The sequence below is a fragment of the Marinimicrobium hydrolyticum genome, assembly GCF_030848505.1.
In the GTDB taxonomy this organism is placed as follows: Bacteria; Pseudomonadota; Gammaproteobacteria; order Pseudomonadales; family Cellvibrionaceae; genus JAVDDU01.
This window is the reverse complement of record NZ_JAVDDU010000001.1, coordinates 93150-107746: the sequence shown is the minus strand read 5'-3', so window position 1 is coordinate 107746 and position 14597 is coordinate 93150. Positions and strand designations below refer to the sequence as shown.

Below are 14597 nucleotides of genomic sequence, written 5' to 3'. Positions count from 1 at the left end.
TGCACCCACTGAGCGCACTCCTATATGCACAATAATCAATAAGGAGATTCAAGTGCTGCGCCATTTCATTTTTGCCTTTCTTATCCTCTTTGCCATCGTTGCGCCCGCCCATGCTGGCGGTTTGTGGACTCTTGAGCCCAGCGTTTCTAATCAGCCGATCGATTCCGCACAGTTACTGACCTTCGACCGTGAGCAGCTGCACAACTGGCAAGTCGGAAAGGCTGTCCCCTTGTCATTACCCGGTCACGATAGGGTCGAGGCGCTTTTGCGCGAACGGAGTGTGAATCCGAATGGAAGCGTTACCCTTAGGGCCGACCTGACAGGTTCGGCCAAAGCGGGTGCGCTGATTCTGAGTTTTGATGAGTCTCAAATCTTCGCTCATATTGAATACGCGAATACGACTTATAAGCTGGAGGCGGACGGTAAGCTCGGCGCAATGCGCAGCCCCAAATTGGAACACGGCGCTGAAGCGGAAACGTTGATTGTCGCCCAACCCCGGAATCAAGCACGCAGAGTTGCTGCCAAGGCTGAACCGGGCAGAGGTGTTGCCAAGGCTGACCTGAGCCCTGCCATTTACGATGAAGAGGTTGTGGAATTGAATGTTCTGATCGCCTACTCGAAAACGGCGGCGGACAACTACGGGGGCAATATAAACACGCGCATAGCGCAAATCAAAGCGGTAACCAATCACTATTTGGAAGCCAGCGGCGTGTTTATAAGGGTGAACTTTGTTCACACTGTGGAAATTGACCACCCTGAGGGCGAGAGTAACTCTACGCTTTTGTCCAGAATCAGCAAGGCTCAACCTCCGTGGTTTGGCGATATTCACAATCTACGCCATGAGCACCGCGCCGCCGTGGTCGCTTATCTGAGCGAGACCGGCGGCGGCGGCTCATACTTATGCGGTTGGAACGGTTCTGTTACAGGCTGTGAACACACTCGTTACATCGCCGTTGCGCTAAGACAGGCGGGAGAGCCAGACACCCTATTCGCCCACGAACTTGGCCACGCTTTGGGGTTGACGCACTCGCGCCGACAAGGCGAAGTTGGCGCGAGCTTTCCGTTTGCACTCGGGCATTTACACGCTGATGGTGCGGGCACCATCATGTCCTACTACACGCGCTCGCTCGGTCGTTACTCGCAGTCTCTCGGGGAGAGCGATGATGGCACTCCTCTGGGTGTGCCCAAGGAGTACAAGAATGGCGCGGACGCCGTTTATGCGCTCAATGCGGTGCGCTTTGAAGTCGCTGAGACCTACGTATCCAGTCCTGACCTCACGCTCGCGGCCGATACATTGGAGGCGCACGGCCACATGGCTCTGGCGCAGTGTGTACGCGACGGTAAGTCTAAGTATGCGGCTATTATTTACGATCTGGATTGTCGCAATAAAGGTCTTACCTCACTGGCGGGGCTTGAGCTTTTGCCCAACCTGCAGCGGGTGGATCTCAGCAACAATTTGTTGAGTGACCTGTCCGACTTCCCTCCATTGCAAGACCTTGAAGTCTTAAATTTGAATCACAACTACATCACCGATATTTCATCGCTGGTGCACCTTCCTTCGATCAGCAAAATGCAACTGGTCGGCAATCAGATTGCTCAGCTTCCCGACTTTTCACCCTTGGAAGAACAGCTTGATCAGCGCACCAACATTAAGTTCGATCTGCGCGACAACCAGCTCCACAATATAGAATCTTTGCTGGAAAGCCTAGAACGGCGAGGCATCGCACTGCAATACAGACTGGAAGGCAACGATTCAATTCTGTGCTGGCAGAAGCGATACTTACTGGAAGCCCATTTATTTGTTCCAGGCGAAGTCTTCGACGACGATTTTGATGTAACGGAATTTCAGCGTCCCGAGCCCTGCGATAGCTCCGACGATGCTCAAGATTACAACGGCAACGGCACCGCAAACATGGCGGATATCGAAGCCGGCGTGAACCCTTTCTCGCCCGCATTCAACAACACGTTGAGTTTCTCACAAGACGAATACTACGCTGAGGAAGACAGCGGCGCAGCAAGCATTTACATCCAGCGCTCCGGGGAAGACTTGAGCGGCGACGTTGAATTTAAACTCGCGACCCAATACGGTTTTGTCAGTCATTTAGAGGATGGGGAGTGGGTGGGAGGCAACCCGCCCGCAGAACCATATCTGGACTACGTTCCCGTAAACCAGAGTTACGTGATCCCAGATGGCGAGGCGGGCATCGAAGTTGAGATTGAATTAATTGATGACCCTTGGTACTACGGAAGAATCGAATTTCAAGTAAGGCTTTATGCAAGCACAGGCGCTGGCATAGCCAGCAGCAATACAGCCACGGTCAATATTGAGGATGACGAACGGCACACAATGGAGGAGTACGATGAATCTGTCGCTGCTCCTGTAGAGGGCGGCCCCCCGTTGATTCCCTCTGACGAGAGCTCTGGTAGCTCAGGCGGTGGATTTTTTGGATCAAGTTTACTGCTTTTACTTGCACTCGCCATTATTGGCCGCCCCCGAAAGAACTGGAGGGCTTCAGCTTCCGCGGTGCTTCAGCGCGACTGAACGGATCGCCCTAGCCAATGCCGGCAGCAACCAAACCGCATTAAAGGGTTCTAATAATATTAAATTCAGTAACGAAGCTCTGTTTGGATGTGTTACAGCATCCGTGGCTAAAAAGGGAAAGGAAGATGATGTTAAACCAAGCACAAGTGGATATGCGTTATGGCTACTTTAGCGGGGGCCCAGGAGTTTTTGCCTCCGGACTGATGTGGCTGGCCTCAGCCATCGCCGCATTCTCGTTCTCTCTAACGGCCGGAATAATCACCCTTTTTCTTGCGGGCATGGCAATACATCCCCTGGCCATGTTGCTATCTAAAGCGCTGGGCCGTCCCGGAAAGCACAGCTCCGATAATCCCCTGGCGGCACTGGCAATGGAAAGCACATTTCTACTGTTTATTGGGCTTTTCATCGCCTTTGTTGTAGCTCAGGTACGCGGGGACTGGTTCTACCCCATAATGTTGCTGATTATCGGAGGCCGATATCTAATGTTCGCCACTCTCTACGGACTTCGTGTTTACTGGCTGTTGGGTGCGCTTCTCGCGCTCGCCGGTATGCTGTGCATAATGCTGAATGCCTCCTTTTATATCAGCGCTTTTGTGGGGGCGGCCCTGGAATTATTGTTCTCCGGGGTGATCGTTGCGCGAGAGCGAAGTCAGTCAAATAGTTTGAGGGAATAAAAGACCGAGACCGACAAATGACCCGAGAAGCTAACGTTTCCGATTACTACGCTATGGATGGAATTTTTCGGGCCTCAGCTAAGGCATTCTGCTCTCGCAGCTATGACAGCAAAGTCATAGCAAGCTGGGCGTATGTGGCGCACCCGGAGAGATTGACTCGGGACATCCTGTCCCTAGGGGCTGCGCCCCAGCCTTCGGCTGTCCAAAACGGCTGTCCTCGGCAACTGGTACGCCAGCCCGACGCTCCTGCGTTGCTCTCGGCCTCCGTTCCCGACTCGGCTCTACCGCTTACGTCCTGTAAGCGTACCTCCTGCATCCTTGTAGTCAGTGTCGAACTGAGGAGTTCGAACCAAGTTATACGGGCGCCCCACATACAAAAAAACCCCGCTCTACGAGCGAGGCTTTTTTGTATGTGGCGCACCCGGAGAGATTCGAACTCCCGACCAAGTGGTTCGAAGCCACCTACTCTATCCAGCTGAGCTACGGGTGCGGACTGGCTTCCAAACTGGGGATTGGAAGCCGCACATAATACTCGCCTGAGGGGATTCCGTCCAGCGTGGGGCTTATTCAGGGCCGGTGGGAATCAAGTACAGCGAGGTCGCTCTGAATGAGCTAAAGTTTCAAATGGGTATTGAGGAAGAATTTGCGTTTGCACAGATGGTGAGATGCCGAGACCAGGAGACATGAGTATTGATGCGCCTTCTGTGAGCATTACGGGTACTATGGCACGGAAGTCGACCTTCTAAAGAATGACGTATTTTAGTTGTCCCGCCTAATCGCAATTCGATGCGGCGAAGCCGCATTCACTTCATTCATGATAACTCCCAGCACCTCGTACAAGAGGTTTGGGATTTCGGCGGTTTGCCACTAAAAGCGCACACCAGCGCCGACACTCAAAATGGATAAATCTAGATCGTCAAAGTCGGCGTAGCTGGCCTGAACACTGAATCGAGGTGTAAAGAACTTCTCGGTGCGAATACCATAACCTGCAAGAGTAGACTCCCCAATGTCCTCTCTCCAGATGCCGACACTGAAGGTTGAATCAAAAAAGTAATCCGCTCCTATCGATACCATGTCGCCCCATCTCTCGTCAGCATAGGTAACGGTAAGTTTGATGGCGGTTTCACCTTCCAGTTGGGCCACATATTTAGCGCTCAAATTGAAGTCGTAACCACTGCGGTCCTCTTCAGCAATGGTAGTAAAGTATTGGATAAACTGAGTAAGACGAGGTGTATGCAACTTCGGAGCGACGCGATAGCTTGTGGTGACCAGTAGACCTTCGATAGGAGCAATGCCAAACGTTAACCCCCAATCGGTATCACTTCCGTCGCTGTCAAAGCCATCATCCAATTCAGTGATGTGGACCACGTTAGCCCCAACATAGAATATTGAATTAGGGATGTAATACTCTAAGCCGACATTCACTCTATCTCTTGGCTCGAAATCGCTCTCTAACCTGTCGTAATCCAAGTAAACACCACTCGCCCGACCTAAAAAGGCCTCCTCCGCCAAGGGGGAACCACTGCTCTCAACAGGCGAAAAGTAGTATGCCGCACGAAGATTGAAATCGTCACTGTCATCAAAATTGATGTATGCGCCATTGATTTCGGTTTGATACGGTGCCGCCGTGGCAAGCGCTGAGCATAGCGAAAGCGCGGTAAGTACTGCCAGTGACTTGATCTTCATTAGTTTTCCTTGTCATTGGTTGGTCTATTACTGAAGAGCTTGTGCGCGGACGCACCAACGCTTCCGAATTGATCAAAATTGTACAAGAGGAGTTATAGGAAGTCACATTTGTACACAGTCTTAGCAGCGGTAGCGTGACACCTTGGAAAAGGCTGGCCCAGGCCAAGGATTCAGGCTTGTGCTTTTACCCGGCCACCTCTTAGACTGAACCAAGTCATCACGCTTTAGCACACCTTCGCCCAATGGCACTCACTCCAAAGGAGATTGGATCATGAGTCTGGAAGTGGTCGGCTTGGTCACGCTAATTTGCATGTTTTACGCGCTCATGAAACCTATCGACCGCTCGGCTGGCACCAGGGGCCACTGGGCTCGGGGGCTAATCGCGCTGGTGTTCAGCCTCTGGTATGCGGCTGGCAGCGCTCAAACGGCGGATGAGGCGAACGCGGCCTTCGCTGAACGCCAGGCTGAATCGGCCTTTGCTACCTCGGTGGTATTGACCGATGCCGAAGTGTTGACGGTGGGCATTCTGTCGTTTGATCCCGACTCTTTCATTCCCATGGGCAATGACCAGTTCGGCACGGAAGAATCCGTCGGCCGGCGTGACAGCGTCACTACCTTTACCTTTCCCTGGAAGTGGACCCTCGGTCCTGACGAAAACCGGCTGACCCCCTACATCAACGGTCGGCTTAGTTACCTTGAGACCACACAGGACATCTTTCGCGGCAGTCCGGATGAGCCGGAAAACGGGGCCAGGGAGGAAAGCAAAGGCCGAGTCTACGGCGGCCGTGTGGGTGTGGGGGTTTTGTATGAACTCACCCAGCAATGGGAGCTGGATGCCGGCGCCGGCTTGCATCTTCTGCGTTATCAGAACGATTACACGGCCGACCTAACCTTATCGCCGGACGCCGGCGAAGGCGTCGAAGACCTGCTGTTCGACACCGCCGCCACCGCACTGATGGCTGATGTCCAAACCCGGGCCACCTACAGCAGCGAAGTCCGGGGAGTGCCCTGGGAGTATCAAAGCACGCTGAGCTACTACGCTGGCGACACCGTCAGTAGCGACCAGGGGCTGGACGATGTTTCGCCCGAAACCTGGAGCTGGGCAAAAGGCGTCACCGCCTACTGGGAGTTGCCCGAGGTACTGGGCACCTCAAACAAGCTGAGGCTGCTTGCCCGCCGCGTCGATGTTGGCGGTGACGTGACCCTAACGCTCGAAACCGACCATTATTACCAAATGGGGGTCAGCTGGTTGTTTGATATCGATGGTCCGTCCTGGCTGGACAACCTCGGCGCCGGTATTATGGTGAATTACGGCAGCGCCCTTAGCGGGGGAAGCTTTATGATTCTGTATAACGAAGATTGGTGAAATGGGAGATGGCCGAAGTAGCCGGCGCACGCTCTTGCCGCTGTGGTGTCCCGAAGAATACCGAGACTTTGCTTATACAAATTCAATCAGCATATTAGCCGTCAATCGGCCTGTTTGGGGGTTAGCGTCTACATCCGTTTTTGGATTAACCATAGCGGTATGCAACAGGCTCCCAGGGTAGGCCGCGATTCGGTTATGGCGAAACTCTATTTCGTGATAACACTCAAAATGCTCGCTTTGCGCTGGGCAATAGGCCGCGGCTTCAGGCGTAAAATCATCTACTATTTTTTGCACATGGCTAAAATAAGCCGCTTGCCTTTGCTCGTTAATATATTCATAGCCGGTCGCTTTGTGGCGAAAGAAACCGGTACCGCCGTGCGGCTGATCATTCAAATAATGCAATATTGCAATGGTATAGCGGCTAGGCGTATCGAAGTGCGGCAACGTCTGAATAGCTTGTAGTTCGTGAGGGGCCTGGGTTATTAGCGAGTAACGCAAGTCCACGGGCCTTGCCTTAAGATCCTTAGGAATATTGTAAATGGAATAAAGGTGCGGAATCATCGGCTTTAAACAATCCACGACGTAATCCCTAGGTAGCTCCGAGCGCATACCCGGGTAGAAACTTTTCTCGTCACGGCTAAAAGCGGCTTGGTCCATCGCGTGCTGTATTAATGGCTGAGTGTCAGAAACATAGTCATCAATAACGATAACGGGGCTGCGACTAATTCCTACGTACTCGAGCTTTGGCTTGCTCAATGTTGTCTCCTGCGTTTGCTTTATGGATGCTGCTTTAACGAGCTAGCATAGTATCGTATCTTCGGTTTAAACGTATTACAACGCACGTAATTTAGAGGAGCTACGCGAAATAATATGGCCCAAGCGCAAGCGGATATGCGTCATGCTTACTTTGGTGGTGCGTGGCGGCCTCCGGGCTGATGTGGCTGGCCTCGGCGATCGTTGCATTTTCGGTCACTCTAACGGCATAGAGGACGTAGTGGCGTAGTCGATTGACCACATGACTACTCGAGAAAGAGTTGGCGCCTCGCACTCTGTAAATTTTATCGACACCCCAAATTTCCACTTCCAAGCCCCATACACCGGCTTAGCTTCACGCTGCACTAGAGTTCTAAGAGCACACAATCTATGATAGGCACATAATTCCACAGCCTATTATTGGCTCATAAGCGCCATCAGCCGAAAATACGGAAAAAGCCATGAATTTCGGGCCAATACATTTGGGCAGCGTTCTATTTGCCCTCTTCCTTATAGTCACCCTTCCCGCGGTCGGTTTCGCCAGTTCTGGCATGGAGCCGAACCTGCAATCACTTCGCTTCAAGACCTTTGATAGCTCTGAGCTGAATTCGATTGGCAACCCCAATGCGATCACTCAGGATTCGCGGGGCTTTATGTGGATTGGCGGCTTATCCGGTTTGGCACGCTTCGATGGCAAAACCACCAAGATCTACCGCAACGACGCGAATAACCCGAAGAGCGTGAGCAACAACTATGTGAGGGATTTACTGGTCGACTCGCAAGGCCGGTTGTGGGTGGCAACGCGAGGGGGGTTGAATCTGTATGATCCGGTAAGTGATACCTTTACGCGATATCAGCACGACCCGAACAACCCTCACAGCCTGAGCCATAATGCCGTCACCTCATTAGCGGAAGATAAAGAGGGCGGGCTGTGGATCGCCACGCTTGGTGGGGGATTAAATTTGTTTGACCCAAAAACCGAGACCTTTATCCGGTATCAGCACGACGCCAATAATCCCGCCAGTTTGGCAAGCAACAACCTACGCGTGGTCTACACGGATCACGAAGGCAGCCTATGGATAGGGACTTCTGATGCCGGCCTCACCAAGCTCGACCCAAACACGACTAACTTTACTCACTACCCCCACAACCCCGATGATGCCGGGAGCCTAGGCAGCAACACCGTTAGGAGTCTAATTGAAGACCGTCAACATCGGATTTGGGTAGGCACTCTCGGTGGCGGGTTAAATCAGCTCGATAAGAAGACGGGTACGTTTATTCGCTATGGCTACGAGCCACAAAACAGCCATGGCCCTGGGCTCGCCTATATTCAAGCTCTCTCTGAATCCGATGACGGCCGCTTGTGGGTGGCTAGCGACGGTGGTGGCCTGAATTTATTTGATCCGGCTACAGGGCGTTTTGAACGCTTTGACCATCGTCCTCATGACCCCACCAGCCTACTTGCCGACAAAGTCCAAGCTATCTTTAAAGACCAAAGCGGCGATTGGTGGTTTACCCATTTCCCCACAGGAATTTCCAAGACCGACCCCTACGCATCGGCGTTTCGTAATTACCGACACGAGCTACGGAATGAGAACAGCCTCAGCAACAGCGGTATATTAAGTATTGCCGAAGACGCTCAAGGCAACTTTTGGATAGGCACAGAAGATGGACTTAACCACCTGAATCCAAAAACGGGCGCAATCACTCGATATAAGCACGACCCGAAACAGCCTAACAGTGTACCGGCGCCCGCCGTTTTAGATGTATCTATTCTTACAGACAACCAACTTTGGGTAGGAACCTGGGGCGGAGGCGCAAGCCGGTTTGACGAAAAAACCGGGGGGTTTACCGCCCTTGAGCTGGGTACCGGAGGCAATCACCTGAGTATCGTATGGGTGATCTATGAGGATAACCAACAAAACATTTGGATGGGGTCTGAGGGGGGCGGCTTAGTTCGTTATGATCCAGAGACCGAGCTGACCACACAATATCTTCCGGATCAGGACGACGCAACGAGCATTACTTCCAATATTGTTTTGGCGCTTCATGAGGACAGCTTAGGTAATTTTTGGGTGGGAACGTCAGACGGCTTAAATTTAATGAACAGAGCCGATGGCAGCTTCACCCGTTTTAAGCACATTAAAGGAGACCCGACTAGCCTAAGCGGTAACGAGGTATGGAGCATCGTCGAAGACAGCAAGGGCAACCTTTGGATAGGCACGCGTGGCGGCATAAATAAGTTCGACAGAAGGACCGAGAAATTTACGGTTTACCAAGCTCAAGAGGGGCTGCCCAATGACACTGTGAAAGGCATTTTGGAAGATGAGCAGGGGTATTTGTGGCTGAGCACTGAGAACGGCCTATCCCGCTTTAACCCAGACACTGAAACTTTTCGCCATTACACCGCCGAACATGGCTTGCCCGGCAACCTATTTAACCGTCCAGCTTACTTGAAAACGAGCACTGGCGAATTGATATTTGGCAGCACCACTGGCTTGACAGTGTTCAACCCAGAACACCTGTTTATAGACGAATCCGCCCATCCGGTGGTGTTTACCGATTTTCAGTTGTTTAATCGGGCCGTGCCAATAGGCGGTGAGAACTCGCCACTCCAAAAAACCATCACACATACGGATAAAATCAAATTAACGCCTGATCAGGCCGTATTTTCTTTGTCCTTTGCATTGCTGAACTACCGTACCCCACAGCTGAGCCAATACGCTTACAAGCTAGAAGGTTTTGATGGAGATTGGAACGAGGTAGGGTCCCAGCGTAGCGCTACCTACACAAACTTGGACGCGGGAAGCTATGTATTCCGTGTTAAAGCATCGAATGGCAACGGCATTTGGAGCCAAGACGAAGCCGAGTTACAAATCGTTGTGCTTCCTCCTTGGTATGAGACGAATTTGTTTAGGTTTTCCCTTATCGTACTTATCTTGGGCGCCCTTCAATTGATCTTTCTCTATCGGGTCAGACGAATTCGAAGATCAGAACAGAAACTGGCCGCTCAAGTAAGAGAAAGAACCAAAGAGCTGGAAGAAAAGAACAAAGAAATTGAGCATCTGGCCAATCATGATCCATTAACGGGCCTGCCGAGTTTGCGGCTTGCCAACCAACGGCTCAAAATCGCGCTTAATATGGCCAAAAGAAAGGAGCATATTGCTGCCGTTCTGTTCCTGGACCTGGATGGCTTTAAGGCCATCAACGACACCTATGGACACGAGGCTGGAGACGTTATGCTTGTTGAAGCGGCCTTAAGAATCCAAAAGGTAATTCGGGATTACGACACGGCCTGCCGGATAGGCGGTGACGAGTTTCTGGTCATTTTGTCTGAAGTTGAAAGCGTCTCTTTTATTGAAGAGATATGTGCAAGAATACTTTCACAAATTAGCGCTCCGTTTACGCTAGATGGAATGAATCTAAAACTTGAGGCAAGTATTGGTTGTGCGTACTACCCAAAACATGGCGACACTGAAGACATGCTTAAGAAAACCGCGGATAGATTAATGTATGAGGTTAAAGCCAGGGGGAAAAACAACTACCAAATTGGTTGAGAAATCTCATGTTTGAAATAAAAAAAGGCGGCTCCCGCAAAGGAGCCGCCTTTTTAAGAACTTCAGCGCTAAAGCACCGAGCTCAAGCTATATTAGATAGCTTGAATGTTCTCTGCCTGAAGGCCTTTCTGGCCTTGAGTGACACTGAAGCTAACACTTTGGCCTTCGGTCAGGGTTTTGAAGCCTGAACCGGTAATAGCGCTGAAGTGAGCAAAAACATCTGCACCAGACTCTTGCTCAATAAAACCAAAACCTTTAGCTTCGTTGAACCACTTAACTGTACCAGTAACTGCTGACATAATCATACCTATAAAAATATAATGTTGATGGCCCAATTGGACCGATGTTGCCGGAAAGATTCTATTACTTAAAAAAGACAGGACGATTACGTGCTACGGAGTTGCTAACTACTGGCAGGGGATCGAAACGGTTTTTACAATATAAATCAGAATTTCCTAACGCGACCCACCATACAGCATATACTGGGGATGTCAACGCTTTATAAGCGTCGCACTACTAATGGCCTCCAGCCGAGCAACCTCGGCCACGCACGAGGCCAAGGCATTCCTACTGAACACCACTCGTTGTTTTTAACCTATCTAGGCGCTTCCCCGGATAGGATTTTTCGCTAGTAAGTTTGTCCCCCTATTAACTAGGTTGGATCGGAAACTTGAACTTGAGGCCGGTGAATGGGCGAGAGAACAATGACGGTGCCAGTGACGTACCAGTAAGGCCGTAACCACCAGACAGACGGCGGCAGCCGATAGTCCCTGAAACCAACCCAGAGAGTGATTGGCGCCAATCATTGACAGCTGGTTGCCGGCGATGGCTACGCCTTGAAGGGCAAGCGCCACACCCAACTGGCCGCGTGCCATCAATTGTATACTCACAAAGAGCACCACCACGGGGCCTAGATTGCTACTCAACCCGGCCTGCCAAGTGCTTGCCGATGCCATGTTAAAGCCGAGCCACGCAACGCTTAGGGCGATGATTAGCCACCCGCGCCAAGGGCGTCCGTCATAAACAAAACGAGTCAGGCCCACGGCAATAACCAAAAAGAACAAAGCTTGGCGGAACTCTAACAGAGCTCCGCTTACGGCTCTTAGGACGGGCCAGTGGGTGCCTATGTGCGGAAAGTAGCTGGGCGCGAAAGCATTCACCAGCAAGAAAGGCAGCAGCGCGCCCAAAGTGACGATCAGTAGCCCCAGGGTTGTACCCAATCCCATATCCTTGCGCCAATGGCTATCTTGGGCCGGGCTTTCTGCATATAGCACCTGGACGGCGATCAGCGCCACCACGGCCATCAGCAGAGCCTCAGCGAGCCAGCTGGCGCTGATAATGACCAACTGGCTGTGCCAACCTTTGGTGGGGTCCAAACCATTCAGCACCTGGGAGATGGACGTCCCGTTAACGAACAGTAAGCTGCCGGCTATTAATATCATCCAGGGCACCGCAGCTCGGCCACGAAAGCCGTTTCTCGGACCTCGCGTCAGCAGAGTGGCGATCGCGAGCAACAACACGCCCACCAGAATAACCTGGCTCCCCAGCGCCCAGGTGGACCGCTGGGATTGACGTTCGCTGCGTTCGCGCTGCCAATTCTCGGGTATATCCAGGGACCGTACGTAGCTGGTTACCTCATCACCCCGGATGGCCAGGCGCACGATGGCTTGGCTTTGATCCCGTTGGTACACCGAGGGACGGTTAAAAATAATATGCCAGTCGGTGCGCTCCGGTTTCTGACTTTCGCGTACGGAGCGCAGCTCCATCTCGTCGGGTGAAGGCCACCCCAACTCCGCGAGCCGTTGTCCGGCCAGCTCCAGAGCCTGCTCCCGGTCCAATGTCGGGCCGGCCCGACTTTCGGGTAAGTGGTGTACCAGCTCGTGCAATTGTCCGTCCGGATACAGGTAAGCCTCCCAGCGTTCAGAGCGTTCCTCGACCGGCCCCTCAAAACGTCGCCATTTGATCACCCAGTAAGGCGTATCCAGATGGTTTTGTTCAAGCAGCCGGTGCACTCCCTCGGGACCCTCCCGCTCCCAGACAAAGCGCGACTGATTCAGGCCGGACGTTCGAGCCACCAGCGTCCGTCGCCACTGATCGTCGAGACTGACTCCCCGCTCAGCCAGATAGTCTTCCGCCTTTTCCAGCGCTTCTGTTCGGTCAATAGTAAAAGCTGGCCAGTCAATCGGCGGCGGACTCAGCTTAATGGCCAGGAGAATTCCCAGAGCGGCAACGGCCAATAGCCAGTGCCAGCGACCCGGGTTCAGCGCGGGCTTGGCAGGCAATACCGGCAAGGGGCGGCTCGGAGCCTTCGGCTCGCCGTGTGTGGGTTCGCCGTTACGCAGCCGTTCAGGCAGCTCAATAAAACGGCCGTTGCGCACCCGAGCAACAATGACCAACAGCAGTGGCGCCAGGGCGGCGGCAATAACCAGTCCCTTGTCCAACCAAAGATCCAAACCCGGCGTGACGAAGATGGGATTACTCATCAATGCCAGGTTGTACAGAAAGTGGATTAGTATGCAGATCAGCAGACCAAAGCGCAGAAACAACAGACCGAAAACCAGCGCGGGCAATATCAACTCGACCAACCGACTGTAGCCGGGCAGATTCAAATAGTTGGCGTGGGCGCCGGCGAAAATGACTGCCTGAGCGATCAGCGTGACGATGACCAAGGTGCGTAAGTAGCCCCAGCGCCTCCCAACGATGATCGCCACGGACAGCGGGACCGCGCGGAACAGTGCTTCCTCCCAGGCCGCTGCCTGAAGCGCGGAAAAAATCGGCGATAGTGCTGGGCGCCAATTGGCTAGAATGTTGGGGTCGAACTGAACATTGGCCGGGACCCACCAGCCCAGAACATCGCGGGAGAGGATAAAAAACAGCGACGCATAGGCGAGAAACAATCCCGTCAACACGTAGGCGCCAAGAACGAGCCCCGCTCCTGTGCCGCTGCCCATGAGTTCCAGTCCGGGTTTTTGCCACAGATGGGGGTCCCGAGGTTTGGCCAGTCGGGTTAAACCTTCGGCAATGGTAAAAATCACCGCAAAGAACAGCAGATTGCGCACCAGCCCTAAACTCGTGTGCCCAAATTGCTGCAACAGAAAGTCCCGAGCCGACGAGGTGGTGCTGTAATGCATCCAGGCCGAGGGCAAGTTACTCAGTTGTGCCGCCGCCAGGCCCGTAGCGATGACCCCGGCACAGAGCAGTGCCGGGCGCCAGCGAAGCTCCCTGCGCATAAACAGCCAGATAGCGCCGCCCAGTAAAAGCAGGCCCAGCAGTCCAAGCGTCGCCAGGTCGGACACTTGCTTTATTTGATCGTTGACGCCGCGGCTTTCCCGATAGCGTTGCCAGAAACCTTCGGGTATAAACTTGAAACTGCTGACGTTAATCAGCTCATCACCAGCCACGCTAAGGCTCAGGCGAAAGCGCGCCTCCTCGGCGGTGAGGTCCCGATGCTGATACGTGAAATAGTGATCCACCCGGCCACTGTCCCGACGAACCTGTGTGCTCTCCAAAAGCTCGTAATGCTCGAATTGCTCCTTCAACAAGGCTCGAGCGCCCTGCTCTGCGATGTCCCGAGCCGCCGGTGGCTCCAGGGCTGCACCTGGGTCCTGCTCCGGTGTAGCCCGGTAAAACGAAATTGGCTTGCCGTCCGGGCTGAGCGCGACGATCAGCTCCTTCTGGCGGGATTCAGCAAACAGGCGCACTTGCCAGAAGTGGCTAGTGGCATCGGGGTTACCAATTAAATCCTGATAGGCGGCCACGCCGCCACCTTCCAACTCAACATAGATCTGCAGGCCTTGGTCGGTAACAAAGCGCACCGCTTCACGTTCGACCACCAGATCCGGAAAGCGCCGCTCCTGAAATTCTCGGGCAATTTGTACAGCTTGCTCACGGGACAGATCGACATTCAGGGACAGGCTGCCGGAGTGGGCAAAATACAGGCGTAAGCCGACAATGCTGCTGAGCAAGCCGACACACAAAAACAGCGCCCACAACGGGCGGGAGTGGAAAAACGATTTCAA

At 53.0% G+C, this 14597-nt stretch carries 8 protein-coding genes and 1 tRNA gene; 4 read left to right on the top strand and 5 right to left on the bottom strand.

Annotation, left to right across the window (positions count from 1 at the left end; translation table 11 throughout):
* Positions 1-52 precede the first annotated feature (52 nt).
* Positions 53-2542, top strand: coding sequence for a M12 family metallo-peptidase (locus tag RBH33_RS00445; RefSeq protein ID WP_306730145.1), 2490 nt, complete (start codon positions 53-55; stop codon positions 2540-2542).
* 125 nt (positions 2543-2667) lie between these two features.
* Positions 2668-3216, top strand: coding sequence for a DUF7010 family protein (locus RBH33_RS00440; protein WP_306730144.1), 549 nt, complete (start codon positions 2668-2670; stop codon positions 3214-3216).
* A 413-nt stretch (positions 3217-3629) separates the two neighbouring features.
* Here the strand turns inward: RBH33_RS00440 and RBH33_RS00435 are convergent.
* Both RBH33_RS00435 and RBH33_RS00430 read right to left on the bottom strand, forming a co-directional pair.
* Positions 3630-3706 (bottom strand) — tRNA-Arg (locus RBH33_RS00435).
* Between the two features lie 377 nt (positions 3707-4083).
* A complete protein-coding gene (locus tag RBH33_RS00430) occupies positions 4084-4902 on the bottom strand; it encodes a putative porin (protein ID WP_306730143.1) in 819 nt (272 codons plus the stop codon).
* 271 nt (positions 4903-5173) lie between these two features.
* Between RBH33_RS00430 and RBH33_RS00425 the strand changes: the two genes are divergently transcribed.
* Positions 5174-6268: a Solitary outer membrane autotransporter beta-barrel domain gene (locus tag RBH33_RS00425; protein WP_306730142.1), complete on the top strand. Its 1095-nt coding sequence runs from the start codon at positions 5174-5176 to the stop codon at positions 6266-6268.
* A 72-nt stretch (positions 6269-6340) separates the two neighbouring features.
* Here RBH33_RS00425 and RBH33_RS00420 read toward each other — a convergent pair whose 3' ends face one another.
* A complete protein-coding gene (locus RBH33_RS00420; protein WP_306730141.1) occupies positions 6341-7024 on the bottom strand; it encodes a DUF6445 family protein in 684 nt (227 codons plus the stop codon).
* Between the two features lie 458 nt (positions 7025-7482).
* Here RBH33_RS00420 and RBH33_RS00415 point away from each other — a divergent pair, with 458 nt between their 5' ends.
* On the top strand, positions 7483-10578 hold the full coding sequence (locus RBH33_RS00415; protein WP_306730140.1) for a two-component regulator propeller domain-containing protein: 3096 nt from the start codon (positions 7483-7485) through the stop codon (positions 10576-10578).
* A gap of 92 nt (positions 10579-10670) precedes the next feature.
* On the opposite strand, the gene RBH33_RS00410 is transcribed toward RBH33_RS00415, so the two are convergent.
* Positions 10671-10877: a cold-shock protein gene (locus RBH33_RS00410; RefSeq protein WP_306730139.1), complete on the bottom strand. Its 207-nt coding sequence runs from the start codon at positions 10875-10877 to the stop codon at positions 10671-10673.
* Between the two features lie 300 nt (positions 10878-11177).
* Positions 11178-14597 carry a CPBP family glutamic-type intramembrane protease gene (locus RBH33_RS00405; protein ID WP_306730138.1) on the bottom strand — a complete coding sequence of 1140 codons (3420 nt, stop codon included), beginning with the start codon at positions 14595-14597 and terminating at the stop codon, positions 11178-11180.

Coding starts and splice junctions, on each gene's coding strand:
- RBH33_RS00440 (WP_306730144.1), top strand. CDS start 2,668: ATGATGTTAAACCAAGCACAAGTGGATATGCGTTATGGCTACTTTAGC.
- RBH33_RS00430 (WP_306730143.1), bottom strand. CDS start 4,902: ATGAAGATCAAGTCACTGGCAGTACTTACCGCGCTTTCGCTATGCTCA.
- RBH33_RS00425 (WP_306730142.1), top strand. CDS start 5,174: ATGAGTCTGGAAGTGGTCGGCTTGGTCACGCTAATTTGCATGTTTTAC.
- RBH33_RS00415 (WP_306730140.1), top strand. CDS start 7,483: ATGAATTTCGGGCCAATACATTTGGGCAGCGTTCTATTTGCCCTCTTC.
- RBH33_RS00410 (WP_306730139.1), bottom strand. CDS start 10,877: ATGTCAGCAGTTACTGGTACAGTTAAGTGGTTCAACGAAGCTAAAGGT.